Genomic DNA, 26453 nt, shown 5'->3' with positions numbered 1-26453 from the left:
TAAAAGCACGCTCCTTTTGATTTGGTTTAGTCACTTTAATCTTACACGGTTGCGTGCTTTTTGTGTACCCTAAAATCAAAAAAGTAGGACAATAATCAGATTTTCTTCTGACTATTGTCCCACTCCCTTTTGTGCTAAAGCAGTTCTTATTGGACACCAATTTTATTAAATGGGAAGAAGCGGAAATAGACAACCCCCTGAATATCGTCCTTGTCAACAAACCCGAAATAACGGCTGTCATCGGCAATTTGCCGATTATCTCCCAAAACAAAGTATTTTCCTTCAGGAACAGTTGCTGACTGCGTCGCATCTAATGTCTCTAAAGTAAAGTCGTTTGTCAACGGCTGATTACCATCCAGCTGTGCTTTAAATTCATCTAAATATGCTTCATCATATGCCTTCTCGTTAATATATAACTGATCATCCTCGTAACGGATAGTGTCGCCAGGCAAGCCTACGATTCGTTTGACAATTAGATTGCCAGTACGTGGACTGGGAAAAGTGGCAATATCAAAGCGTTCAGGTTCAATAAAAGTCATTTGCCATAAGCGATCGGATTCATGGTAGTTGGGCTCCATAGAGGTACCAATTACTTCTACAGGATTAAAAAGAAATACTCTCAACAGCAAAACAACTCCAAAGATAATACCTAGCTCAATGATATGGCGAATAATTCCTTTTTTCTTTAGCATTCCATACCTCCTGTAATCGTTTGAACTAAGTATACCGTGTTTTTTACTATCTGTGAATAGAGTTTTCTGATTTAGGAACTAGAAATTGCAGTCTATTTCTTACTAAAATGCCGAGATAGCCGGCTAAAATTGCTTTTATCAGACCAGGAATTATGAAAGGCAGGAAAGCTCCTTGGAATGCGCCGATCCAGCCGCTGCCTCCATAAATTTTCAGCCAAATAGTTCCAAAGACTAAAGTAAGCATTGCTCCAACGATATTGCCAATGATTGCCCAAGAATAGGTAAAAGAAGTCCGCTCTAAAATATAGCCAGTGACTAGTCCGTTAACAATGAAGCCGATTAAATACCCGCCAGTCGGACCAAAAAGTACTCCGATTCCTCCGCTCATACCAGAAAAGACGGGAAGGCCAATCAATCCTAACAACAAATAAATTAGAATAGCAAAGGTACCTGTTTTCCGTCCCAGGACAGTGACTGCTAAACCAACAGCTAAGGTTTGACCTGTTAACGGAATAATTCCAAAAGGAATTGTTAATTGAGAAAAAACTGCAATGATTGCAGCAAATTCTGCTGCCAAAATAGTTGACCGTAATGAATAATTCATGTTCACACACCTTTGTTAACCTTGTTTTTTTTGTGGTTAACAATACTATAAAAGAAGTTTTTGAGAAAGTAAAGAAAAAAATTATATTTTGAATTATAAGCAGTTATTTTGTGAGAAATAAGTGGATTTGTTATACTCGTTAATAGAATAAAAGATGTATTATAGCAGTGATTCACGATAGTAAAAAGGAAATAATGCAAAAGGAGTGACAAAGTGTCACTGTTTGTGTATAATCTTTTTTACCGGAGACACTCTGTCGCTTTCAAGGATAGTGAGTCTGCTGCAGTAAGAGAAGGGGAGAAGTCGATGTTTTTAGCATGGAACGAAATTAAGCACTCTAAATTAAGGTATGGATTGATTGTAGGAGTAATGTTTTTAATTGCCTACTTGGTATTTTTTTTAACAGGTTTAGCTTATGGATTGTCAGAAGATTTTAAAATGGCTGTGGATAAATGGGAGGCAGATGGTATTGTGCTTTCGGAAGAGGCTAATGGTAACTTAAATATGTCGTCTCTTTCTATTCAGACACTAGATGATGTTCAAGCAAAAGAGAAGGCAGCTTTTGCACAAACAGCAGGAATTATTAAGAGAGAACACGGGGATAAAGAAAAAGTTGACGTTAACTTTTTTGGAATTGATTCAGCCGGTTTTCTTATGCCAAATATTGTAGAGGGTCGAGCGTTTAAGAGTGAGAATGAAGCGGTAGCCGACATTACTTTAAAGACAGAGGATGGAGTGAAGCTAAACGAAATAGTGAAGCTGGCAGGGAGTGAACGGGAAGTGAAAATTGTCGGCTTTACTGAAAATGCCCGCTATGTAGTAACGCCGGTACTATATGTCTCTATTTCAGAATTTCAGCAAATTCGCTTTGGACAAGAACTGCCTGATGATCAGGCGAAAATTAATGGTATTGTTGTCAGGGGCAAAGATGATTCTACTTTAGGAGTAAAAACAGATAATAAAGAGTTGTCGGTATACGATATCTCTACATTTATCAATAGTCTTTCAGGATATAGCGCACAGGTTTTGACTTTTGGCTTTATGATTAGCTTCTTGATTGTGATCGGAGCGATTGTCATTGGTATCTTTATCTATGTATTGACGTTGCAGAAAACCAGTATTTTTGGGGTGATGAAAGCTCAGGGGATTTCCAGCAAATACATTTCAGTATCAGTGATTGCGCAGACTTTCATTTTAGCCGTTATTGGCATTTTCAGCGGCTTACTAGCTTCCATTGGGACTTCTTTGGTATTGCCCGCAGCTGTTCCGTTTGAGGTAAATGGATTATTTTTTGGCGGAATAGCAGGTGCCATGTTGATTGTTGCAGTACTGGGAGCCCTGTTCTCGGTGCGGACGATTGTTAAAGTTGATCCGCTGAAGGCGATAGGTTAGGAGGAAGAACAGAATGAAAGCGATAGAATTTATAGATGTAGAGAAAAACTTTCAAGATGGAGATGAACAAATCTCTGCTTTAAAAAAGACAAACTTTTCTGTAGAAAAGGGCAGCTTCACAGCGATTATTGGACCAAGTGGTTCAGGAAAAAGTACATTTTTAACTTTGGCTGGCGGTCTCCAAACGCCTTCAGCAGGAACAATAAAAATTAACGGACAGTCCTTCAGTTCAGAAAAAGAAAAGACACGCTCCGCTATTCGTTTTAAAGAGATTGGTTTTATTCTTCAAGCTTCGAATCTGGTACCTTTTCTATCTATTGAAAAACAACTAAAATTAGTAGATAAAGTGAAAAAGGAGAAAGCGAACTCAGAGGCTGGTAATCAGCTATTGGAACAGCTGGGTGTAGCCGCTCTAAAGAAAAAGTATCCAGATGAGATTTCAGGAGGTGAACGTCAGCGTGTAGCCATCGCACGGGCGCTGTATAACGACCCTTCTGTTATTTTGGCGGATGAACCAACAGCTAGTTTGGATACAGATAAAGCATTCGAAGTGGTGAAAATATTGGCGCGGGAAACAAAAGAGAAGAATAAAGCAACGATTATGGTTACTCATGATGAACGCTTGATTGAATATTGTGATCAAGTGTATGTTATGAAAGACGGCGTATTGGAAAGTAGAAACAACTGAAAGCAGCTGATAAGTATCTAGCCGATGATGTTTTTATAGAAAATATTTTGTCGACATAAGTTTGGCTAGAATGGTGAGTAGTGTTAAAGACCCCGCCTTAATTCAGCCGGCATTGCATTTGCAATTCTCACTATGTATCAAAATATGAATCGATGTTGGAGAACTATTTCAGGACTGGAGCGTAGCCGGCTTGGCTAAGGTTCCAGTCCTGTTTTCTGTCTCACCATTTATTTGGACTTCCATCATACTAAAAGTCTGGGAATTTACTTGTGTCCCAGATTCCTGATCTGTGTCTTTCAAGGGACCGCAGAGCAGCAATGCAATAGGCTAGATGTTTAATGTGGTCATGTAATAGCTTGGCTTTTAAAGTTTCGATTGTTTTATTCTGAAGAAGACCAATATATTTTTATAGAGACTCTCTTTCAATATTTAAGTAAAGGATAGTGATTTGAGCTTTTCGAAGGGCATCCAGCCAATGTGACCGTTTTTGTCCTGAATCAGAGCCCAAGCGTAGACAACTTCTAATAATTCAACAATACTATTTTCTGCCATTGCTAATTCTGTCGGATTGTAATCTCGGATTAATGTGTCTTTATCAATATAGTCCTGAGGAAAATAAGTTTGATAGCCTTCGATAGTTCCCCCTAACCAATTCTTATAATGACTACATGGTACAATATCAGTCACCTTTGTTCCAGCAGTAAATGTTGGGAAAATTCCTTCTCCCAAATGACGTTCTGTGACAACCAATTTCATATGTGTTCCTCCCAGCTTTTTTTATCTATTAACCATTATAAGAACATATGTTCTTTTTGTAAAGGAAAAAATGAATGTTGGCAGATTAAAGAGATTGAGTCAGAAATGGTCAGCGCAAAGCACCAAATAAGTACTTTTCATCATCTGCTCTGCTCGAAGAGCAATCACAGTGATTCTAAGCACCAAGTAGGTACTTTTCATCATCTGTTCTGCTCAAAGAGCAATCACAGTGATTCTAAGCACCAAGTAGGTACTTTTCATCATCTGTTCTGCTCAAAGAGCAATCACAGTGATTCTAAGCACCAAGTAGGTACTTTTCATCATCTGCTCTGCTCAAAGAGCAATTACAGTGATTCTAAGCACCAAGTAGGTACTTTTCATCATCTGCTCTGCTCAAAGAGCAATCACAGTGATTCTAAGCAATAAGGCGAAAATTCCGAAAATGACAGGAAACACGAAGGTAAACCATTCGATGTTGACTGTTTCCTACTTGGTGTTCCACAAACTTTTTGCGAATTTTCGTCTTATTGTCGAAGAAGTTACTTCTGAAACACCGTTTATCCGAAAAGTTTTTTATTATAGATTGTGTAGGAGGGGAATAAATGAAAACAGAGTTTCAAACACAGGAAGAGGTAGCTGTTGGCAAAGTACTGATTATGACGAATCCGGAGCATCAAAAAGACTGGCCCAAGCTGGAACAGGCAATTAATGGGATCAATCAAACAGTTACAGCTATTAATGCAGTGAATAATCGGAAGATTCAAATCCCTGTTCAGTCGATTATCAGTATTGAATCAGAAGATCGAATGTGTAATCTCAAGTTAGAAAATGGCAATATGTATCTTTACGGAAAGAGGCTAAAATATGCGGAAGTTGAATTTCGTTCGAATCGATTCATGCGAATCAATAATCAAACATTGATTAATCTAAACCATGTGGCGCAGTTCACTTCTTCGGTGAATGCCCGGATTCAGCTCTTAATGAAGGACGGCACAACATATATTATCAGCAGACATTACATCAAAGAATTTAGGAGGGCGTTATCATGTTAAAGGATTTAAGACAGTCATTTTTTCAAGTTTTTACTGCTTCATTTTTATGGATAGTATGTTTATTATCGATTTTTTTCAATGGGGAAAAAATCCAGGTGATGTATTTATGGAATCTAGTTGGAGTCGCGGCCAGTATAGCATTTCTATGCGGAGTGGTATATAAAGGATTATGGCAGTATTTAACTTTTAAACCGCTGGCTAATGTAGTAATATCTTCGATATTAAATAGTGGATTTGGTTTGGCAGCTGTCTATCTGTTTTCAGAGGAAATGTTTGCCTACATTGCCTCATGGATTCCTGGAATGTTGGTGTTATCATTGGCTTTGCACTTTGTAGCGTTCTATATCTATGCAAAATATGAAGCGAAGAAAAACTGCGCAGAGCTTAATCATCTGCTTAAAAAGTAAGAAAAACCCTCTGCTGAAAAGACAGCAGAGGGTTTTTGAGAATCCCAAAGGGATTATAGTTTTTGGTTGTAGTATTCAACGACAAGAGCTTCGTCGATTTCAGGATATAGTTCATCACGTTCTGGTAAACGAGTGAAGCTTCCTTCTAATTTTTCAGTGTCAAAGCTAACAAATGCTGGACGACCAACAATTGCTTCAACTGCTTCTTTAACAGTCACAATATTTTGAGATTTTTCACGGATAGAAATCACTTGACCAACTTCAACATGGTATGAAGGGATATCCACACGCTTGCCATCGACCATAACGTGACCATGGTTTACTAATTGACGTGCTTGACGACGAGTAGTTGCAAGACCTAAACGGTAAACAACATTATCTAAACGTTGTTCCAACAGAATCATGAAGTTAACCCCGTGTTTACCTTCTTTGATTTTGCTTGCTTTAACGAACAAGTTAACGAATTGACGTTCGTTCATACCGTACATATGACGTAATTTTTGTTTTTCAGTTAATTGCAAACCGTATTCAGACTGTTTGCCACGGCTGTTTGGTCCGTGTTGTCCTGGTTTGTAAGGGCGGCGTGCTAGTTCTTTACCAGTTCCTGATAATGAGATACCTAGACGACGAGAGATTTTCCATGATGGTCCTGTATAACGAGACATTCAAAATTCCTCCAATAAAATAAGTTTTTGGAGTAAAATAATCTTCTGAAAAATTCATATTCGTTCAGTTCATTCTTCAACCTTCACCTTTGCAGCCGCGGTTACGCAGTTGAACCTGAAAAGCTGGATAAGATATCATTATCTTAAAAGCTAAACACTGAGGCAATGGACTGTTGACGAGCCTATTATTTTTCTGCTGCATTATTTTACACAAAGAACATTATATCGCTAAAAAGCTTGTTAAGTCAAGGTTTTTTCAATTAAATAGCAAGAAAAATGAGAGGAAGCAGAATATAAGAAGAAATTACTGGGAAATAAGCAGAAAATACTGGACAAATTCTCTTCAGGTCATTAGAATGGTAAAGGATATTTTTTGAAAATACATATTGAAAATCAACTGAAAAGGAGCAGCAAATAATGAAACCTGTATCTCCACTATTTGAACAGATTGACAAGTCCATCAATAAAAAAATTAGTTTGTTTCAAAACAGCACTGTCCGTTATATTGTCAGAGCAATGCTTGCGTGTATGTTCTTAACCTTAGGAACAGCTGTAGCATTTGTAATCGCTATGAAAGGTGAAGACATTGCACACGGACTAGGAAAAATGCTTTATGCGTTTATGTTCAGCTGGTCTTTAGTAATGATTCTGTATATGAATGCTGAGCTGGGAACATCAAATATGTTGTATATGACTGTTGGCGTATACCGTAAAAAAATACGCTTGCCGCTTGCTGCAAAAATTCTGTTTACATGTATTCTCTTCAATTTAGTCGGCGGTGTTCTGTTCGGATTTCTGATTGGTCAGACAGCTCCTTTTCAAAATTTGGCTTCAGATAACTATATGTTTACAGCAATTGCCGGTAAACTGACAAAAAGCACCACACAGATTTTGGTAGAAGGAATGTTTGCTAATATCGTTGTAAATACAGCGGTTCTGGTGAGTATGCGGATGAAAGATGATGCAGGGAAAATTGCTGCTATCATTTTCATTATCTTTATCTTTGCTTTCTTAGGCTTTGAACACGTTATCGCAAACTTCCCGGCATTTACACTGGCATATGTTGCTTCTCATGGTACGATTGCAGCAATGACTTTAGGCAATGTTGTGCATAATTTAGTGTTTGCACTGATCGGCAACTTTATTGGCGGCGGTTTGGTGATGGGACTTGGCTATGCATGGTTGAATAATGCTGACACCAACTACTTAGATTAATAAAATATTCTTTGTCTAAAGACTAAAAATGCTGTTGAATAAGCGTTTTTAGTCTTTTTTATTGGTTCAAGCAGTCAGAAGCTGCGCTGCTTATTTTAGCTGGAATAGCGTATGATTTCAAAGAGAACTATTGAAATGAATCGTCGGAGTGATACTATAGTTTATATGAATGATTTCACATGAAGAGCAATAAAAAAGTATCTTAAAAGCTGTTGTTGTTTTAAAAAGGAGGAGAAAGCTTATGTTGCGCATGTTTTCGCTAGGAAATAGTGTTCCGGTTTTTGTTTATGCATTCCTGTATAATTTGTGTCTTTTTTTGCCGCTTGCCGGGTTAGTAAGCTCTCAAAGCTTACAAGTAAAAGTGCTGATATTCGTTCTCTTTTTGGGGTGTGCACTAGTAGTAATTCATAAGATACCTAAAAAAACAGCTGAACGAAAACACCTGTCAGTTCTCTACAAAGGCTGTTATTCTCTAAAGGTTTTCGTAGTAAGTTGTTCCATGATGGTGCTGACAGTCCTTCCCATTCTGCTAAATTATTCTTTTTCTTGGCAGCTATTGGTTTTGTCGACTATCTGGATTGTATTTTTAGAGGCGCTTCTTTTTTGGAATGGTATGCTTCGTGTCTATCTGTCTTCTGTGCAACTGGGGTTGAAGCTGAGAATCATGGCTGCCGTCTGCGGCTGGGTTCCAGTTGTTAATATTTATATGCTGTTAAGGGTTATTCGAGTTGTGGAGGATGAATTAGCTTTTGAATTTGAGAAAGATTTAGCTGCTGATGTAGAGGCGGCGTCCACTCAATGCCAAACCAAATATCCGCTGCTGCTGGTGCACGGCATTTTTTTCCGGGATATAAAGTATTTAAATTATTGGGGGAGAATTCCAAGATTTCTAAAGCAAAGAGGAGCGGTTATCCACTATGGAAATCAAGAGTCTGCTCAAAGCGCAGAATACTGTGGAAAACAGCTGGCACAGCAAATCGAAAATATTCTGAAAGAAACCGGGTGTGAAAAAGTAAATATCATCGCACACTCTAAGGGCGGGCTCGACAGCCGATATGCAATTTCCAATTATGGTATGGATAAATATGTCGCTTCTCTTACTACGATTAATACACCGCATCATGGCTGTATTTTTGCAGATTATTTGTTGAAGAAAGCACCTCAAAAAATGCTGAATCGGGTTGAGAAGATTTATAATGGCGCTTTGGGAAGATTAGGAGATCAAAATCCTGACTTTTTAGTAGCAGTCACTGATTTAAGTGATGAGACCTGCAAAACACTTAATGCCAAGATGCCTGATAAGGACGACGTGTATTATCAAGGCGTAGCATCATATGTAAATAAAGCAGCTGGAGGAAAATTCCCATTAAATATTTTTTATCCGGTGGTCAGGCATTTTGATGGGAAAAATGATGGGCTGGTATCTGTTGAATCAGCCAGCTATTTTGAAAATACTAAACTGGTTGGCCCAATTGGAAAACGGGGCATTTCACATGCAGATATGATTGACTTGAATAGAGAAAATATTGATGGGTTTGATGTACGTGTATTTTACCAGGATATTATTGTGGACTTAAAGAACAGAGGGTTTTAGGAAATAATTCTATCGAAAATATTTTTAGTGCGTTCTTTTAGTGTAAAGTGAAGGTACTTTGAAGTGTTGTATTCTGTGCGTTTTTTGAGCTTAAACGATTAGAAAAAGTTGAAAAAGACCAATGAATGTGTTAAAAATACCAGTGTGGGTTCTATTTTTCGATTAGAAGAAAATGGACTGAAATAGAGGGAACTGGCAGGCTACTCAGCAGGAGAAGAAAGTGAGCGGTTGAAAATTTCATGAAGAGAAAACTTTTTGCATTCGATATCGATGGAACGTTGTTAGGAACAGATAAGCAAGCATTGGACAGTACTAGAGAGGCGCTGGCAGCGTTGAGAAAACAAGGACATCTAGTCACAATTGCCACAGGACGAAGCCGCTATATGGCGCAGAAGGTCATCTTTGATTTAGCGTTTGATAACTACATACTTTGTAATGGCGCAGCAGCCTTTTTAGATCACGAGCAGTATTATCAGAATTTGTTAGATGAAGACGAGCTGCTTCGTTTTGCCGCTGAGCTTGAGAAGAATGAATTGGGGCTGGCGTATGTCGGGCTGGACGAAGTGAAAAAGAAAAACAAACATCGTGCGAACCAAGTGGTTGAAGCGATGCGTTCAATCGATTTTCATGATTTGGACTACGATGAGCAGTTCCAGCAATCGGCAGACATCTATCAAGCATTGGCGTTTTATGATGAGTCGCTGGAAGGTACATTTGAGCAGCAATTCCCGAAATTCCGTTTTGTCCGCTGGCATCCAGAGAGTGTGGATATTCTTCCCGAAAACGGTTCTAAGGCAGCTACAATTTTAAATTTGGCTGACCGGGTGGGAATCAAACAGGAAGATATCATTGCCTTTGGCGATGGAGATAATGACAGAGAGATGTTGAGGGAAGTCGGCGTTGGTGTAGCGATGGGTAACGCTCAGCCTCATGTTCAAAGAGAAGCGAAGCTTGTAACAGACACCAACGATCAGGACGGTATCTGGAAAGCGTTGAAGGAATTAAACTTTATCTGATAAAATTATTAAAAGAAATCAGCCGCTGTTTTATTATTGAAGAGGTCGAGACTTATTTTGTCCGGCTTCTTTTTTATTTTTTCAAAATAAGGGAATTGGTAATAGTGAATATCGTTCGCCAAAAATAGGAAGCTCCTAATTTTTTTGATAAAAATATAAAAAAGTGAGGAATTCTCAGTTTTTGATTGTATTAATAGTGAACGATAAAAAAAGAGGTGATGAAATGGAAGAAGAAGTGTATATCGGGTTGTTAAATCGTGATGAAGCGGTATATCAAAGGCTTATTCAGCAATATTCAAAGCTGCTGTGGGCAGTCGCTTCCACAGTAATAACGAGTAAAAACGGCTCAGCTGTAATGGATATTGAAGAAGTGGTCAGCGATACATTTGTCCGCTTGTGGCAGCATCCGGAAAAATATCAGCCGGAGAAAGGATCGCTGAAAAGCTATCTGGCTGTGATTGCCCGTAGCTTGGCATTGAATAAAGTGAAGAAGAATCAAAAAAAGATGATTCAACTGGAAGAAGCAGAAGAACCGGCCAGCGAACTGAGGATGAGCAGGGAAGAAGAATGGCAGGCATTGTATGATGCCATTCGCACACTGGATGAGCCTACTAGAGAAATCATGATTCGTCGTTACTTTTATGAAGAGAAGCCGCAAACGATTCGTGATGTGATGCGGCTTCCAGCGAAGGAAGTAGACAATTGCTTATACAGAGGGAAGAAAAGGCTGAAGCGGTTGCTGGAAGAAGAAAATTTTTTGAAAGAGGTGGCTGAGTATGGAAACTAAAAAGAAGCATGATGTACCGTTGGAGTATTTGACTGAGGAACAGCTGGATGATTTTTTAGAATATACCCAACCGTTTTCAGAAGAAAATCTACAGGCAATTAGTCGAAGGTTTGAAGAGAAAACAGGAAATACGTCTATAAAAAAGCTTTCAAATACAAAAAAATGGCAAAAGGGTTTGATTTTTGCGGCTGCAGCACTGGTTTTATTACTAGTTGGCTTTACTCAATTGGGTACGCTAAAAAGAACATACTACCAATTGTTTGGCAGCGATGCAGACAAACTGCTGTTGAATACAGATAAACTGGATGCTTCGGTAGAGGATCAGGGGCTGCGTCTGACTGCGGTGTCGGCATTTAAGGATGGCGGTACAACCTATTTTCTTTCAGAACTGACTGACTTGACCGGTGACCGTTTAGATGGGGAAACAATGATTGATCGCTGGCAGATGAACGGTGGTGGGAATAGTCGGGTTATTAATTATGATGAAAAAACAAAAACAGCAACCATTCTAACAACAGCAATTGCCACGTTTGACGGTTCAGCTTCAACTCCGGGCTTTTTGCTGGAATCAATTTTGTCCGGGCGCTGGGAGAAGCAAACAATGAGCCCAGTCAAACTATCAGATCATATTAATCAGCAAGCTGCTTGGATCGATATTTCTAAGCAGGATGGTCAAGGAGGCGGTTCTGACCCTGTACTGATGGAAAAATACAATTTGACGTGGGATGAGTTGAACAAAGTAGGGCTGAAACCGCTGGAAATGAATGTAGTGCTGGATGAAGAGCAAGAGGTTGTTTTGACGAACGCGGCATACAAAGACGATTTTCTGCATGTTCAGATTAAATATCCAAACCATATAAAAAGAGAATACGCCTTTATTGTATTAATTAATCGGAAAACAGGTGAAGAAAAGCATTCTATGGCCAGCTTTCAAGTAGATGAAGGCACGCATAATAATCAAACAGGTCGAACAGATTATGAAGAGCTGATATTTGATATCTCTGCCGAACAGCTTTCAGAATATGATGTGCGGATTGATGGGATGGGTCACGAGATTCAGCAGTCAGGGGAATGGGCGATTAAGCTGGCTGAGCCGCAGGCGCTTCCGACTACTGATTTGCAGGATACAGATGTGGTTGTAGATGGTAAGAAAATAAAGCTGAAAAATATCAAACTATCACCGCTTAGCCTTAGCTTTGAATGTACTGTGGATATGTCGGAGAGCTATGATTCAGACTGGCAGATTAACATTCAAATGAAGGATGGAACAACACTGGACTATCTTAAGGATGGTATGATGACATCCGGTAGTGAAGGAAAAAAAACCAGCATTCAGGTTTCTGGCAGCTATTTGGAGTTGGAAAATATAGAAAAAGTCAGCATCAATGGGACGGAGCTTTCGAAAAAATAGAAATAAAAAAACAGAGCAATGTTAGGGGAAAAGCCTAACACAGCTCTGTTTTTTTCATTTATTCAATGTATTAAACAATCCGAAGATGGTTGCTTCTTCTAAAGGAAGTTCTTGATTGTCAAGCAGTACCTGGGTCACTTTATAGTAATCTTCTAAATCGGGTACTTCCCGCTGTTGAGCAGCTACGAAATCAGCGGCTTTCTCATAGATTTTTACATTTTCACTTGTATCATTGCTTGTCAGCAAATAATGGATTTCCAACATGATTCTCATTCCTTTCGTGATAACACACGATTAGTATACTCCTTTTTAAGAAAAACGTTGGAAATTTTGTCTTTTAGTGCTGAAGCTGAAAGCTACTCAATCACCAAAACGCCGTCTTTCAGACTGTAAGGGTTGTCTGCGTTGATATGATCGTAGAACATAATACCGTTCAAGTGATCGATTTCATGCTGAACAACGATTGCTTCGTAGTTTTTTAAGCGTTTTTTCTGTTTTTCTCCAGCTGCATCATAGTATGTAAGAGTGATGCGGCTATGTCGAACCACGTAGCCGGGCACTTCCCGGTCTACCGACAGGCAGCCTTCGCCATCTGACAGGCATGCATCCTGAACAGAATGACTGATAATTTTCGGATTGTACATAACAGCACTTAAAACGGGTTCCGGATTTTCTAAATCACCGCTGGGAACGTGAACAGCAATTATTCTTTTAGAGATATCCAATTGAGGGGCAGCCAGACCAACGCCTCCCCGCAGCTGAAGCTCTTCTGCTTTTTCCGGATCCTGACTGTTTTTTAAAAAGGTCATCATTTCTTCCCCAAGCTCAATATCCTTTTGAGCTAAAGGGAAAGCCACTTCTTCTGCCACCTTTCTCAGTGTTGGATGTCCTTCTCGAATAATATCTTTCATGGTAATCACTAGGATAATTCCTCCTTCTATAAATGGAAACGAGGCTGCTACAGAAGCAATGGGCTTAGCGAGCTACTGTTTTACTGGATTTCCGCTGCCCTTTTAAAAGAGTGCTTCTGAAGCACCGTCTATTTGGTTTTAAGGAATTCGGGCACAAATCTGCCGTTGTTCCATTATGGATTATTTTGCGTAATTAAGTGTATCACAAAAATTAGAAAAATGGGGAGTTTTCTATATAAAAACAGGGATTATGCTAAGCTTTATCTTGCTTTTTAATACGCTATCCTGTAAAGTATATTCTGTGTGGAAACACACCGCCTATTACTTGGTTTGACGAATCACCAACGCTTTACTCAGTAATAGGGTGACAATTATAGAAAGAGGTGGAACACATGGCAATGTCTAAAGAACAGAAAAACCAAATCATTAGCGAATACGCTCGTCATGAAGGAGATACTGGTTCACCAGAAGTACAAATCGCTGTATTGACTGCTGATATCAATCACCTGAATGAACATGCACGCGTACACAAAAAAGATCACCATTCTTATCGTGGACTAATGAAAAAAATCGGTCACCGTCGTAACTTGTTAGCTTACTTACGTAAAACTGACATCCAACGCTACCGTGAACTGATTCAACGCTTAGGATTACGTCGTTAATCAAACATGCGAAAGTGAGATTCACCAGAATCTCACTTTTTTGCTATTGGATGGCAGGACCAAGTAGTTTTTGCACTAAGCAAAAGCGTATCCGGCAAGACAAAATGGAAACAAGGCTTTGTTACTGAAGCTGAAAAAATAAAACAGCACTTTGAAAAGTTAGTCAAAACTCTACTAACCAAATGAAAGGATTCAATCCATTTGGATTTTTTCATTTGTTTAGTAGCGTCTCGCTTTTCAAAGGGCAAGAAGGAGACTTATATGTCAGAGAAACAAGTATTTAAGATGACTTGGGGCGGACGTCCGCTGCAGGTTGAAATCGGTCAATTGGCAAAACAGGCAAATGGAGCAGTCTTGGTTCGTTATGGCGATACTGTAGTATTAAGTGCAGCAGTTGCTTCAAAAGATGCCAGAGATTTTGACTTTTTTCCGCTTACTGTCAATTATGAAGAGAAAATGTACGCTGTAGGAAAAATTCCTGGCGGTTTTATCAAACGTGAAGGACGTCCCAGTGAGCGTGCAACATTAACAGCTCGTTTGATTGACCGTCCAATTCGTCCCATGTTTGCGGATGGCTTCCGAAATGAAGTGCAGATTACCAATACTGTGATGAGTGTGGAACAAGACTGCACACCTGAGATGGCTGCAATGTTTGGTTCCTCTCTTGCGCTGGCAATTTCAGATATCCCGTTTGACGGTCCGATTGCTGGTGTTGATGTTGGCCGTGTAAATGGCGAGTATGTATTGAATCCAACAGTTGAACAAGCTGAAAATACTGATATCGAATTAACTGTAGCTGGAACTAAAAAAGCGATCAACATGGTGGAAAGCGGTGCGAAAGAGGTATCTGAAGAGGATATGCTTGGTGCTTTGCTGTTTGGTTTTGAATCAATCAAAGAACTGGTTGCTTTCCAAGAAGAAATCGTTGCTGCAGTTGGTAAACCCAAAATGGATATCCAGCTTCTACAAGTAGATGCTGAGCTGAAAAAAGAAATATTCGCTGGTTATTATCAAACAATGAAAACCGCTGTAATGACAGAAGAAAAACTTGCACGTGAAGATAATATCGATGCAGTTAAAGATCAGGTTAAAGAAGTTTACGCAGAAAAATACGCGGATTCTGAAGAAAGCGACCGTATTACAAAAGAAGTGAAGCAAATTGCTGAAGATTTGGAGAAGGACGTTGTTCGTGAATTAATTACGATTGACAAAATTCGTCCAGACGGACGTAAATTGGATGAGATTCGTCCGTTGGCATCTGAAGTTGGGATTTTACCAAGAGTGCACGGTTCTGGTTTGTTCACCAGAGGGCAGACACAGGCTTTATCTGTCTGTACATTAGCACCACTTGGAGAACATCAAATTATTGATGGTCTAGGTATCGAAGACAGCAAACGATTTATTCATCATTATAATTTCCCGCAGTTTTCTGTTGGATCAACAGGACGCGCAGGTTCGCCGGGACGCCGTGAAATTGGGCATGGAGCTTTAGGTGAACGAGCAATGGCTCAGGTAATTCCTAACGAAACAGACTTCCCTTACACAATTCGTGTTGTGTCAGAAGTATTAGAATCAAATGGTTCTTCTTCACAAGCTAGTATTTGTGCAGGTATTCTTGCTCTTATGGATGCTGGTGTGCCAATCAAAGCTCCTGTAGCAGGGATCGCAATGGGTCTAGTAAGTGACGGTGAAAACTACACTATTTTGACTGATATTCAAGGGCTGGAAGATCACCTTGGTGATATGGACTTTAAAGTTGCTGGAACAAAAGACGGTATTACCGCTTTACAGATGGATATTAAAATTCAGGGTATTACTGAACAAATTCTAACAGAAGCTTTAACTCAGGCGAAAAAAGCTCGTATGGAAATTTTGGCGGAGCTGACTTCTACACTGAGTGCGCCTCGTGAAGAATTAAGCCAGTATGCACCGAAGATTGAAATGATTCAAATCAAACCTGCCAAGATCAAGGATGTAATTGGTAAAGGCGGCGAAACAATCAATGGCATTATCGACGAGACTGGTGTTAAGATTGATATCGATCAAGAAGGTAATGTGAGTATTGCTTCAGCAGATGCAGAAATGATTCAAAAAGCAATCAAGATTATTGAAGAACTGACAAAAGAAGTAGAAGTAGGGCAAGTTTATCTTGGAAAAGTTGTCCGTATTGAAAAATTTGGTGCATTTGTAAACCTGATTAAAGGAAAAGATGCTCTGGTTCATATTTCTCAGCTTGCCAACGAACGGGTAAACCAAGTGGAAGATGTTGTGAAGCTAGGTGATGAGGTTCTGGTCAAAGTAACGGAAATCGATAAGCAAGGACGTGTAAATGCGTCAAGGAAAGCAATGCTAAGCGACGAAAATAAAGAGAAATAAGCAGATCGAGTCTGGGATAGCAGCAGGGTTCCAGACTCAGATTTTTATACAAGAACTCATTTGTAGAAAAACGTTGTGAGCTGGAGAAAGAATTAGTCGGCTCCTTCGTTTTTTTACAAAAATAAAATTGATAAAAAAAGTTAAAGAGCAGCTGCTGCTCTTTTGTTTAAATCTAAATAGTGGTAAAATTAAGGCTATCAGTTTGAAGACTATCTGAGGTGTCATTGTGAAAAAATTTAATCCAAATAAAAATATTATTATTACATTGATATTAGTCATTATTGTTGTTGCCATTATCAGTGTGACTGCAGCTCAGCGTAATTCCAATGGGAAAACAAATGCTGTTCAGTCTGCCGTAAATGACGGTGTCGGCGTTATCGATAAAATGTTTTCCGCACCTGCTAAAGCAGTTGCTGGAAGTCTATCTTCACTAACAAACCTTTTCAATACATATGATGAAAACCAGAAGCTAAAAGAAAAAATTGACAGTTACAACGAGCTGGCTATCCAAAATCAAAACTACCAGAAAGAAATAGACGCTCTTAAAGCCGAATTAGGTCTGAATGAAACATTGACGAACTATAAGAAGGTAACTGCCAATGTTATTACTCGCTCGCCGGACAGCTGGCAGGATTTGATGGTTGTTGATAAGGGGAGTAATGATGGAATCGAAGTTAATATGGCTGTTATGTCTCAAAAAGGGTTAGTCGGTCGGGTGATCGAAGTGAATGGTTTCTCTTCCAAAGTAGAGCTGTTGACATCGAAAAATCAAAACTCTAACCATTTTCCTGCGCGTGTAAGCAGCGAAGGCGGCGATTCTTATGGGTTACTAAAAGAATACGACGAAAAAGAACAGGCGATGGTTGCTACACAATTGACTGGCGAGGCTGAAATCAAGGTCGGTGATATTGTGCAGACATCTGGTTTAGGTGGAAACTCTCCAGCAAATCTTCCGATAGGAACAGTAGAAAAAATCGAGCCGGATCATTACGGACTGGATCGTGAAATATACGTTAAACCATTTGCGGATATGTATGATATAAATGTTGTAACTATTATTCAAAGATCGGCAGGGGGAAATGAATGATTCCAAAAGAGAAAATAAAATATTTTGCTCCAGTTATTTTGTTTTTCTTGCTGCTGCTGGACGGACAGCTGTCTGTGGGGGCTGAAAATCTTTTAGATAACGTTTATTTTCCAAGTACTCATTTATTACTACTTGCTTATTTAACAATGATTCCCAATCTCTCAAAGAGTTATGTAATTATCAGTGCGTTAATCCTAGGGTTGATTTGTGATAGTTATTATTTGGGCATATTAGGAATTTATACTGTAGCTCTTGTAGCAACAGTTATGCTAATGTATACTTTTCAGGGGATTTTAGAGACCAATATTCCTACGGCTTTTTTTGGAATGGTTATATTTGTTACTAGCTATGAGCTGATTGCAGTTGCTCTACAGGTAATTTTTCATTTATCTAAGGTAGGGCCGGTTTTGTTCATCACAAGAGTGCTGGGACCAACACTCCTGTTTAATATGTTGGTATTTGTGTTATTATTTTACCCAATGAAGAGGCTGTTTTCTACAACGTAGCCTCTTTTTTGTTATTTATAATTGGTAGAAATACATAATGGATGTTATTTTATGATTGGTCTTGAAATGGTTTTGTAACATTATCTTTATGTATATGACACAAATCTATGTTACAATTTCAATGTTGTAAGAAGTAAAAGTTAAGATTTGTGTAAATAATTATGAAATTATAGATTTGCAAAACCGGAGGAATAAATTAGTGAAGAAGAAGTTTTTATCAACATTAATGGTTTGTTCATTGGCACTGACTGCTGTCAGCCTGCCAGTAGCTGTGGAAGCAACAGACTACGATTCTCAAATCAAAGAGCAAGATCAAAAAATTAATGACTTAAAGACGAAGGAACAAGAGGCAGAAGCGGCATTGTCAGCAATAGAAGATGAAATGTTGGAAATTGCTGCTAAAGTGGATGAGCTGACTGAGACTAAAAGTACACTGACTGATGAAATTAAAGCATTGTACAATGAAATTTCTGACTTGAATGTCCGCATTCAAAAGAGAGACGTCCAAATGCAAAAGCAGGCTAGAGATGTACAGGTTAGTGGGAATGGAACTAGCTATCTGGAGGTTCTTTTGAATTCAGAGTCTATTTCAGATGCATTGACGCGCGTGCAAGGGTTAACAACCTTGGTTAATGCGAATAATGATCTTTTAGAACAGCAAACAATTGATAAAGAAACTGTTGAAGATAAAACAGTTGTTGTTGAAGATCAGATTGCGGCCCTGGAAAAAGCAACAAATGATTTAAACGCTAAACAGGCTTCTTTAGATACATTGAAGATTCAACAGGAGATTGCTAAGAACGAACTGGAAGCACAGCGTGCAACAGAAGAAAGCAAAAAATCCGAATTTATTGCGCAAAAGGAAGCAGCAGAGAAAAAACTAGCTGCTGAAAAAGAAGCGCAGCGGAAAAAACAGGAAGAAGCGGAACGGCTTGCTCAGGAAATATTAGCAAGTACACCGACGACAAACGTTGTCGAAGAAGATGGAACGACAACAGAAATCGATACACCTCCTGTTCAGGAAAATAATTCGAATAATAATGCTGGAAACAGCAATAATGACACATCAATTCCAGGAAGTGCAGGAGAAGTATCTAAAGCGAAGCAGGCAGCAATCAGTGCAGCGCTTAATGATGTCGGTAATAGTTATCCGACAGGCTGGGGTGCGCAAGGGGAATGTCTAGTTTCTGTACGTCGCTGGTTAAATGCCGGAGGGATTAATTTTGCTGTCGGCGATCCTCACAGCGGATATGTTGCTTCTGGTGCAACACAAGTATCATGGGGCCAGGTTCAGCCGGGAGATGTTGTTCAATATGAAAATATCTTTACTCCGTCAGGCTGGATAGGCGGCGTTCACACGGTCTTAGTTGTTGGTGTGGAAAACGGAGTTGTCCAAATTGTTGAAGCGAATAATCCTGGTGGGTCTGGATTTGTTTCCACAACAAAAGGCTGGGCACCAGCACCGCCGTCAAGCTTTAGAGCAGTGGTTTGGCGTTTTCCAGGGTAAATAATGTATTTTACAATAAAAATACTGTAGAATGATTACATGTCTGCAGTATTTTTTCTTTTGGATTTGAAATACTTTTGTAATGTCTCTATTATCTCTATGACATAGGGATATGTTAAACTGATGGAGTCATTAATTTAAAAAGAATTTATCTACTGTTAATTTATAAGTTTAAATAATTTGTCGGAGGAATGAATAGTGAAAAAACGTGTAATCCCAATGCTAATGCTAAGTTCATTAGTACTGTCAACCGTCGGAGCCGTACCAGTATTGGCAGACGATGTAGACACGCAAATCCAACAACAAGATGAAAAAATCGATGGAATAAAAAACCAACAGGCAACTGTACAAACACAGATTGCTTCATTACAAAATGAAATTGCAGGGATTGTAATGCAGTCTGATGCATTGCAAACTCAGCAGACAGAATTAAGAGATCAATCAACAGCTTTAGAAGATGAAATTGCAGTGTTGACAACACGTATTGAAAAACGCGAGCGTGCGATTCAAGATCAAGCTCGTGACGTTCAAGTAAACGGAAATGCAACAAGTTATATGGATGCAATTCTTTCTGCTGACTCATTTTCTGATGCGATTACTCGTGTTCAGGCGATGACAACAATTGTTCAGGCGAATACTGATTTAGTACAGCAGCAAAAAGCTGATCAAGAAGCTGTTGAAGCGAAAAAAGCTGAAAATGATCAAAAACTGCAACAGATTATTGATAATCAAGTCGAGTTAGAAGCTCAAAAAGGCGAAATTATCAAATCTCAATTAGATTTGGAAGTTCTACAAAGTGGGCTGGCAGCTGAAAGAGCTACTGCTGAAGACCAAAAAGCCTCATTTGCACAGCAAAAAGCAGAAGCAGAAGCGCAGCGTGCATTAATTGCTCAACAAGAACAGGCTTCCAAAGATGCAGCGGCACAAGCAGCAGTAGAAGCTGTAGTTACGTCTCCTGTGTCATCAGAAGAACAGACTAATCAAAGTAGTGAAACACCAAATTCTGATGTTCAAGAAACACCGGGAAGTTCGGAAGAGCCTAATCAAGGAAATACGACGCCAACACCGACACCAGAACCAGCACCGACTCCTACGCCGGAACCAACACCGACGCCAGAGCCGACGCCAACACCGGAACCAACACCGACACCAGAACCAACGCCACCTTCTTCCGGATATGGAAGTGCTATAGTTGCTGAAGCATCTAAGCATATTGGTAAAGGTTATACACAAGGTCCTGGCAGACAAGGTCCAAATACATTCGATTGTTCTGGATTAGCTTGGTATGTTTATAAAACTGTAACTGGTCGCGATATTGGCGGTTGGTCAGTTCCACAAGAGAGTGCTGGAGCGCGTATAGCTGTTTCTCAAGCGCAAGCTGGAGATTTGTATTTCTGGGGATCACCTGGAGGTAGCTACCACGTTGCGATTGCTACAGGTGGTGGCGGTTATATTCACGCAGCAAACCCATCGCAGGGAGTTTGTTATGGGGATGTAGGATCGTTTACACCAAGCTTTGCAGTACGTATGTAATTTATGTAAATAATCAAAAGAACTGGAATAGAAATTCCAGTTCTTTTTTTATACTGTAAAAGATATTAAATCACTATAAAAATCACAAGCATATTTATCTTTAAATATATTTTTCTGTTAAGCGTAAAAACTCTTTGATGTCATCAGTAACTAAATTAACACCAGCTTGCCAGAAATCTGGTTTTGTTAAATCAACTGCTAAATGTTTTTCAGCTAACTCTTCAGCTGTCATAGCAGCTGTATCTCTAAGTAAAGCAATATAGCTGTCTTCGAAACCTAGGCTTTGGTTTTTAGCAAAGGCGTAGATTCCCATACTGAAAAGATAGCCAAAAGTATATGGAAAATTATAAAAAGGTACATCATCAATGAAAAAGTGCAGCTTGCTGGCCCAAAAATGTGGGTGATAGGTGCCAAGAGCATCCTGATAGCTCTCGTTTTGTGCATTAGTCATTAATTCAGTAATACGTTCGGCTGTCAGTAAAGCTTGTTGTCTCTCTTTATAGAAATTCGTTTCGAAAATGAAGCGGGCGTGAATATTCATAAACATGGCATTGGCATTTTGTAGTTTTGCATCCAATAAATTAATCCGTTCCACTTCAGTCTCAGCAGCGTTTAAGGAGGCATCGGCAACAATTAATTCAGCGAAAGTACTGGCTGTTTCAGCAACGTTCATTGCATAATCACGGTTGAGAGCAGGTAAGTCCCAAAGAACACTACTGTGAAATGCATGTCCTAATTCATGGGCTAAAGTAGCCACTTCGTTAACAGAACCGCCAAAGGTCATAAATATTCGCGATTCTTTGGTCTCCGGTAATTCAGTACAGTAGCCCCCCGGTCTTTTTCCTGGGCGGTCTTCTGCTTCAATCCAGCTATTTTCAAAAGCCGAACGGGCGAACTGAGCCATTTTTGGACTAAAATGATTGAAGTTAGTCAGGATAAATGCAGCCGCCTCATCAAATGTATAGACTCTTTCTTTTAAATCTCCCAAGATAACTGGTGCATCTTGATCCTGCCAGTCCATCTTTTCTTTTCCGAACAATTGAGCTTTTCTGGTGAGATAATCGACAACTATTTGTTTATTATCAGTGACAACCTGCCACATAGTATCTAGTGTTTCTTTCTTCATTCGATTATAGCGCAAAGGTTCTTCTAAGAAATCATTCATGCCGTGAAGTGCATAAGTGTTTAGCCGAAAGCCGTCTAAGTGATTCAAGGTGTCAGCCAGCACAGAAGCATTTGCTGCCCAGGCCTTCTCCCAAGCATCGAATAGTTTTGCCCGAATGTTAGAATCAGGATCGCTAGTCATTCGATTAAATGCCTGACCAGCAGACAGTTCAGTTATGGAGCCGTCATTTTCTACTAGTGGAATGGTGATTGTAGAAACAATTGTGTCGTAATGAGTGCTCCAAGCATTTAGCCCATCCAATGAGAGTGTGTTGATAATATTTTCTTCATTTTCAGATAGCAGAGAACTGCCTTCTCTTCTAAACTCATTTAAGCGAAAAGCCAACTGATTCAGTGATTCCTGAGCAAGAAGCTCCTGCCAGTTGTTCTCATTGATTTCAGAAAATTTCTTCTTCAACAGTGTTTCCCCAAGCTGGATAGCAGGAAGTAAACTATTAAGAGAGCCTAGCAGAACTTTGGCTGTACTATCGTCTGTTTGAGATGACAGGAGAGCTTCAATAAAGCTGCTGCACTGCATAAATCCATCAGTGATTTTTTCCATGAGCTGGATAATAGAAGCAAGCTCTTGAGCGGCTTTCGGACTAGAAAAGTCCCATTCCTGAACAGCTTTTTGATAAATAGCTGAATCTTTTTTTATTTTTTCCATTCGTTCAATCAGTTGGCTGGAAGAGTTGCCTCCTGGGAAGATACTCTCTAAATCCCAAACTAGTGAATACGTCATAAATTAACCTGCTTTCTTTTTTCAGATACTCATTATTATAGCTTAAAACCTTTATTTTTTCAGTTGATGGATTAAGGGAATAGCTAGACGAGGAAACAACAACTATTAAGATTAATAAAAAATGTTAAAAAATATTGTCTGTTATCTTAAAAAAGGCTACTATAAGGAGATGAGGTGATGAAATGAAAGGTTTATTGAAAAATAGTAATCTATATTTAGTTGTAGCATTTATAATTATGGCTATTTTATTTTATAGCTCTTCTCAAACCTATGCGGAGCAATCACAGCTTGATTTTTTAGAACGATGGCTGGCAAGTCAGCCTTTCAAAGAACAATTAAGCGGGATTTCGTTTGCTTATGCAGGGGAAGAGGTTAGTATTCAAGCGAGAGGCTATTTCAGCTTTATTGAATTTTTTGTCCGTAAGGGGGCTCATTTGGGAACCTATTTTCTTTTGGGCGGCAGTTGGTTTTTAGGATTAAAACCGAGAATCAATCAGCTTGGCTTGACTGGAGTTGTCGCTTGGTTGGCGGCTACAGGATATGCTGGATTAGATGAAATCCATCAGATGATTACAGGGGGGCGTTCACCGCTGTTTCAAGATGTTGCATTGGATTCAGTAGGTGCCTTGCTGGCAATTCTGTTGAGCTGGATAATTCTTGCATTTAAGGGCGCCAAAAAGAAGGTATAGTAAATGAATAAAGATAACGGAAATCCTCGAGGAGAGTGACTGCCGTTATCCTGTTTAGATGTGGCCAACGAATGTAGTTAAAAAAGTTTGTATAAAAATGTTGAAGTGAATCAATGAATGATAAATTATTGGCTGGATTACAAATAGAATATCAGAATGCAAATCCAATGCTTTGGTAAAACAGCACAGAGAAACACACAAGGTCACTCTATTTCTATTTATTTAAGGGTGAGAGACTTATCTAATTTCTTTCCATAGTACGGCTCTTGTAAAACGGCCATTCAACCTTAGGATTATAGTGTGGAGATTGCCGCTGTTCCTTCTAAACAGGCTTGATTACTTTCGAGAAATGAGGTAGGTGCTGTCCTCTCCCTGGGTTATATCTTCGTTTCAGGTTGCTCCTCAACTGCTTTGGACATTTCTCCATCATTTGTCTCTGTAATCACCGGCTGCAGCTGTGTAAGTTTTTTTTGCCGCTGTAAGAACAGGAGAAATACAGCTCCAGCACTCAAAATTCCTAATAGAACAAATAGCCAGGACGGTCTATTCGAAGAAGGTGTTATGGGGACTAGTGCCTGATTCACTTTTTTAGCTTCCTTTTCACTGATTGTAAACGGCTTTTTAAAATTCCAGCGATTGCCCTTCGCATCAGAAATAGTTAAATAAAATAGATACTCGCCTGCTTCTAGCGGCTTCTTTTCCCAATCCACCACAAAGGTGTAAGTGGAATTCGGTGCAATCGACATCTCCTTATCATAGACTTTTTCTCTGACCGTTTTGTTCTGATGATTTTTAATCAGCAACTCATATTTTAAGTGACCAATCCCTTCCATGACCGGATTCTGAATGTCAGCTACAACTCCTGTTGAGCCAAATGCTTTTTCTGCCCGTACATCCTTCAACTCAAGTCGGCGCTCGATAGGCGTGTCGGTTTCTGTTAACCTCAAGCCTATAATATAGCCGTAGCGGTTCACGATTTTCCCTTCCGTTTCCTTTGTCTTTTTCAGTACCTGGATACCGCCAAGGATTTCACCGTCAAAGGCTGCAGCTGGCATATTCAGCTGAATGGGAAAGTTGATACTTGTTTGTGGGGGAACAGTGATTTCCGAGTCGTGTACAGCAATATCCTTCAGCGGATATTGCTGAGAATCATCTATTGCCACATCCTTCTGTTCATAATCAATAAAGCCATTTTTATTAGTATATGCTTGATTTACGTTGATTTCATAAGTTTGTTCCTGATTAGAGGTATTGGAAATACGAAGAAGAATTTCCTGTTTTTGTCCTGGCTGCATTCTTAAATCATAATAAGAAACCTCTTTATTTAGCTGATTTTCCGGTAAGTCTGCTTGTACGCTGAATCCAATTTCTTCCCCAAACACGAGCTGGTCATCCAAACAAAGCAACAGTATAGACACGAATCCTATAGTCAATAATCTGAATGATAGACTAATTGCTTTTTTCACGCTGTAATCCCCTTTCTTGATAGCTCATAGGAATCAATCCCAATTAGTTGAGATGAATCGTATCCACCAAGGTATAGGTGATTGAGCCGGTTAAGACATCGCCAATCCCAAATTTGTAATCCCCTATTGCTGTTGTTTCAAGCGCTACACTAGCAACTTCCAGCTTATATTCCCCCTGGTTATTAAAATTTGTTGCTGTTTTCTCCATAATCAGATTCCCATTACCGGTTCCTGAGCTTAATATGATTGGATTTCCTGTTGTAGGTGTAATCGTTAAGCTAGTTACCTCCGCACTCTCTATGGATGCCACAGATAATGGTGAAACGGTTGCTGTCAATTTCCAGCTCTTAGACTTCCCTGTGTAGTCCTCTACCAGATAGTTCTTTTCATTGGCACTAACTATTCCCGTCAAGGTGTAGATACTTTCTCCTGGGGAAAAGGTGCCTGAAAAGGAGTAAGAAGCTGGTACATTCTGAATCCCCTGGTTCGTTCCTTCTAACACGGTGACGTGGGTCTCTGTCCTGCCGTTTGTAGCAAAAGCCGGCACCGAGGTCACAAAGAGTCCCGTCATACATATACTAATCAATTTCCACTTGATACTTCTCATCCTAATCTCCTCCATAACCATTAATTGCTTTTTGGTAAATCTCTTAAAGTAATTATCTGCTGTGCGGTATAACTTCCTGCCCTTATTCCTTTTGGCAACTGCAGAGAAATATCGTCTTTATTTACTGTATAAATGTACGTAATCGGCCCACTTTCATTCGTTTTTATATGGTTAAGTAGACACTGCTCTGTCTGGTTCGTCACCTCCATATCAATGGGGTAAGCTTGATACTCATCAGAAGTGACCGTTCTATCTGCACTTGTCAATTGTCCTTGACCAATATGTGTACGTGCCTGTTCAAGCGATAATCGGCTGTTCTTTTCTTGGTAAGCATCCAAACGATAATAGAGAGCCCAAGCTGAATTTCCTCCTGTTCGACTATCCTTGATGGTAATTGACAAATCTGTTTTTGATGTAAGCGTTCGCTCTTCACTTGTCCACTTCTGGTGACTGAAGGTTGGGCTTTGAACATCAACCAGACTCAACTGGCTTTTCGTCAGATAAATCTCCACAGCTGTGCTCTTTTCTGCAAATGCAGTTATTGGTGCCAGTATAACTACACAAACAAGACTGAAAATAAAAAATACTACTTTACACATGTTTGTTCCCCCCTCCTTGTCGTCTCACTATAAAATATAGGCTGAAGATAACCAGCAATCCCCCCACAAAAGATCCTAAATAACTAATAGACTCGTTAGCTTTCAAGAAGCTGCCTGACGACTTTTTTGCGTTGTTATTGCTGGACGAAGGATTAGAAGGTTGTGTCCCTTTGGAACTGCTCTGGGAAGAACTCTCTCCAGTAGAAGTAGTTTCTGTGAATCCTTCTATCAATTCAATCTGTATTTGTTCTTCATGGACATCGTGTGCTGTTCCCAAAGCAAATGACACAGGCCATATAAAGAGCATTACAAGTAATGCAGTGAT

Annotated in this window: 26 protein-coding genes; 16 read left to right on the top strand and 10 right to left on the bottom strand. The window is 39.5% G+C overall.

Annotated features, from left to right (window positions below; translation table 11 throughout):
• Nucleotides 1-146 precede the first annotated feature (146 nt).
• The gene (lepB, locus tag ACYSNQ_RS14600) at nucleotides 147-692 is read right to left on the bottom strand and encodes a signal peptidase I (RefSeq protein ID WP_426084312.1); all 546 of its coding nucleotides are present in this window, start codon (nucleotides 690-692) and stop codon (nucleotides 147-149) included.
• 46 nt (nucleotides 693-738) lie between these two features.
• Entirely contained in the window at nucleotides 739-1296 is a 558-nt protein-coding gene (locus ACYSNQ_RS14595; protein ID WP_426084311.1) for a biotin transporter BioY, read from the bottom strand.
• A gap of 306 nt (nucleotides 1297-1602) precedes the next feature.
• On the opposite strand from ACYSNQ_RS14595, the gene ACYSNQ_RS14590 reads away from it, so the two are divergent.
• Both ACYSNQ_RS14590 and ACYSNQ_RS14585 read left to right on the top strand, forming a co-directional pair.
• The gene (locus ACYSNQ_RS14590) at nucleotides 1603-2688 is read left to right on the top strand and encodes an ABC transporter permease (RefSeq protein WP_426084316.1); all 1086 of its coding nucleotides are present in this window, start codon (nucleotides 1603-1605) and stop codon (nucleotides 2686-2688) included.
• Between the two features lie 13 nt (nucleotides 2689-2701).
• Nucleotides 2702-3376: an ABC transporter ATP-binding protein gene (locus ACYSNQ_RS14585; protein ID WP_426084310.1), complete on the top strand. Its 675-nt coding sequence runs from the start codon at nucleotides 2702-2704 to the stop codon at nucleotides 3374-3376.
• A 429-nt stretch (nucleotides 3377-3805) separates the two neighbouring features.
• Here the strand turns inward: ACYSNQ_RS14585 and ACYSNQ_RS14580 are convergent, their stop codons facing one another.
• Nucleotides 3806-4132, bottom strand: coding sequence for an SH3 domain-containing protein (locus ACYSNQ_RS14580; protein WP_426084309.1), 327 nt, complete (start codon nucleotides 4130-4132; stop codon nucleotides 3806-3808).
• A 602-nt stretch (nucleotides 4133-4734) separates the two neighbouring features.
• On the opposite strand from ACYSNQ_RS14580, the gene ACYSNQ_RS14575 reads away from it, so the two are divergent.
• Together ACYSNQ_RS14575 and ACYSNQ_RS14570 are read left to right on the top strand one after the other, a co-directional pair.
• Complete coding sequence (locus tag ACYSNQ_RS14575) at nucleotides 4735-5184, top strand: LytTR family DNA-binding domain-containing protein (protein WP_426084308.1); 450 nt, start codon at nucleotides 4735-4737, stop codon at nucleotides 5182-5184.
• Entirely contained in the window at nucleotides 5178-5591 is a 414-nt protein-coding gene (locus tag ACYSNQ_RS14570; protein ID WP_426084307.1) for a hypothetical protein, read from the top strand. Before ACYSNQ_RS14575 ends, ACYSNQ_RS14570 begins: the two co-directional genes overlap by 7 nt.
• 53 nt (nucleotides 5592-5644) lie before the next feature.
• Here ACYSNQ_RS14570 and rpsD read toward each other — a convergent pair whose 3' ends face one another.
• Entirely contained in the window at nucleotides 5645-6256 is a 612-nt protein-coding gene (gene rpsD / locus ACYSNQ_RS14565) for a 30S ribosomal protein S4 (protein WP_426084306.1), read from the bottom strand.
• A 417-nt stretch (nucleotides 6257-6673) separates the two neighbouring features.
• Between rpsD and ACYSNQ_RS14560 the strand changes: the two genes are divergently transcribed.
• The 5 genes from ACYSNQ_RS14560 to ACYSNQ_RS14540 all read left to right on the top strand — a co-directional run bounded on the left by ACYSNQ_RS14560 (nucleotide 6674) and on the right by ACYSNQ_RS14540 (nucleotide 12279).
• Nucleotides 6674-7471: a formate/nitrite transporter family protein gene (locus ACYSNQ_RS14560; RefSeq protein WP_426084305.1), complete on the top strand. Its 798-nt coding sequence runs from the start codon at nucleotides 6674-6676 to the stop codon at nucleotides 7469-7471.
• A 241-nt stretch (nucleotides 7472-7712) separates the two neighbouring features.
• Entirely contained in the window at nucleotides 7713-9065 is a 1353-nt protein-coding gene (locus ACYSNQ_RS14555; RefSeq protein WP_426084304.1) for an esterase/lipase family protein, read from the top strand.
• A 239-nt stretch (nucleotides 9066-9304) separates the two neighbouring features.
• The gene (locus ACYSNQ_RS14550; RefSeq protein ID WP_426084303.1) at nucleotides 9305-10081 is read left to right on the top strand and encodes a Cof-type HAD-IIB family hydrolase; all 777 of its coding nucleotides are present in this window, start codon (nucleotides 9305-9307) and stop codon (nucleotides 10079-10081) included.
• Between the two features lie 223 nt (nucleotides 10082-10304).
• Nucleotides 10305-10868 carry an RNA polymerase sigma factor gene (locus ACYSNQ_RS14545; protein WP_426084302.1) on the top strand — a complete coding sequence of 188 codons (564 nt, stop codon included), beginning with the start codon at nucleotides 10305-10307 and terminating at the stop codon, nucleotides 10866-10868.
• Nucleotides 10858-12279: a hypothetical protein gene (locus tag ACYSNQ_RS14540; RefSeq protein ID WP_426084301.1), complete on the top strand. Its 1422-nt coding sequence runs from the start codon at nucleotides 10858-10860 to the stop codon at nucleotides 12277-12279. Before ACYSNQ_RS14545 ends, ACYSNQ_RS14540 begins: the two co-directional genes overlap by 11 nt.
• 54 nt (nucleotides 12280-12333) lie before the next feature.
• On the opposite strand, the gene ACYSNQ_RS14535 is transcribed toward ACYSNQ_RS14540, so the two are convergent.
• Entirely contained in the window at nucleotides 12334-12543 is a 210-nt protein-coding gene (locus ACYSNQ_RS14535; protein WP_426084300.1) for a hypothetical protein, read from the bottom strand.
• A gap of 92 nt (nucleotides 12544-12635) precedes the next feature.
• Entirely contained in the window at nucleotides 12636-13199 is a 564-nt protein-coding gene (def, locus tag ACYSNQ_RS14530; protein WP_426084299.1) for a peptide deformylase, read from the bottom strand.
• A 383-nt stretch (nucleotides 13200-13582) separates the two neighbouring features.
• Between def and rpsO the strand changes: the two genes are divergently transcribed.
• From rpsO to ACYSNQ_RS14500, 6 genes are all read left to right on the top strand, one after another.
• A complete protein-coding gene (gene rpsO, locus ACYSNQ_RS14525) occupies nucleotides 13583-13852 on the top strand; it encodes a 30S ribosomal protein S15 (protein ID WP_086349479.1) in 270 nt (89 codons plus the stop codon).
• 261 nt (nucleotides 13853-14113) lie between these two features.
• On the top strand, nucleotides 14114-16228 hold the full coding sequence (pnp, locus tag ACYSNQ_RS14520) for a polyribonucleotide nucleotidyltransferase (protein ID WP_426084298.1): 2115 nt from the start codon (nucleotides 14114-14116) through the stop codon (nucleotides 16226-16228).
• 226 nt (nucleotides 16229-16454) lie between these two features.
• Nucleotides 16455-17315 (top strand): rod shape-determining protein MreC, encoded by an 861-nt coding sequence (mreC, locus tag ACYSNQ_RS14515; RefSeq protein WP_426084297.1) that lies wholly within the window; start codon nucleotides 16455-16457, stop codon nucleotides 17313-17315.
• A complete protein-coding gene (mreD, locus tag ACYSNQ_RS14510; protein WP_426084296.1) occupies nucleotides 17312-17821 on the top strand; it encodes a rod shape-determining protein MreD in 510 nt (169 codons plus the stop codon). The genes mreC and mreD overlap by 4 nt, the downstream gene beginning before the upstream one ends.
• Nucleotides 17822-18047: 226 nt before the next feature.
• On the top strand, nucleotides 18048-19328 hold the full coding sequence (locus ACYSNQ_RS14505; protein ID WP_426084315.1) for a coiled-coil domain-containing protein: 1281 nt from the start codon (nucleotides 18048-18050) through the stop codon (nucleotides 19326-19328).
• A gap of 198 nt (nucleotides 19329-19526) precedes the next feature.
• Complete coding sequence (locus ACYSNQ_RS14500) at nucleotides 19527-20861, top strand: PcsB-like coiled-coil domain-containing protein (RefSeq protein ID WP_426084295.1); 1335 nt, start codon at nucleotides 19527-19529, stop codon at nucleotides 20859-20861.
• 100 nt (nucleotides 20862-20961) lie between these two features.
• Here the strand turns inward: ACYSNQ_RS14500 and ACYSNQ_RS14495 are convergent, their stop codons facing one another.
• On the bottom strand, nucleotides 20962-22767 hold the full coding sequence (locus ACYSNQ_RS14495) for a M3 family oligoendopeptidase (protein ID WP_426084294.1): 1806 nt from the start codon (nucleotides 22765-22767) through the stop codon (nucleotides 20962-20964).
• Between the two features lie 182 nt (nucleotides 22768-22949).
• Between ACYSNQ_RS14495 and ACYSNQ_RS14490 the strand changes: the two genes are divergently transcribed.
• Complete coding sequence (locus ACYSNQ_RS14490) at nucleotides 22950-23456, top strand: VanZ family protein (protein ID WP_426084293.1); 507 nt, start codon at nucleotides 22950-22952, stop codon at nucleotides 23454-23456.
• A 377-nt stretch (nucleotides 23457-23833) separates the two neighbouring features.
• Here ACYSNQ_RS14490 and ACYSNQ_RS14485 read toward each other — a convergent pair whose 3' ends face one another.
• The 3 genes from ACYSNQ_RS14485 to ACYSNQ_RS14475 are packed head-to-tail and all read right to left on the bottom strand — an operon-like array spanning nucleotide 23834 to nucleotide 26128.
• Complete coding sequence (locus ACYSNQ_RS14485) at nucleotides 23834-24922, bottom strand: DUF916 and DUF3324 domain-containing protein (RefSeq protein WP_426084292.1); 1089 nt, start codon at nucleotides 24920-24922, stop codon at nucleotides 23834-23836.
• Nucleotides 24923-24965: 43 nt separating this feature from the next.
• Nucleotides 24966-25529, bottom strand: coding sequence for a hypothetical protein (locus ACYSNQ_RS14480; protein WP_426084291.1), 564 nt, complete (start codon nucleotides 25527-25529; stop codon nucleotides 24966-24968).
• A 20-nt stretch (nucleotides 25530-25549) separates the two neighbouring features.
• Complete coding sequence (locus ACYSNQ_RS14475; protein WP_426084290.1) at nucleotides 25550-26128, bottom strand: WxL domain-containing protein; 579 nt, start codon at nucleotides 26126-26128, stop codon at nucleotides 25550-25552.
• Nucleotides 26129-26453: the final 325 nt, after the last annotated feature.

This window comes from Enterococcus sp. LJL51 (assembly GCF_054871795.1).
The sequence above is the reverse complement of the archived record's forward strand: the minus strand, read 5'-3'. Positions and strand labels throughout refer to the sequence as shown.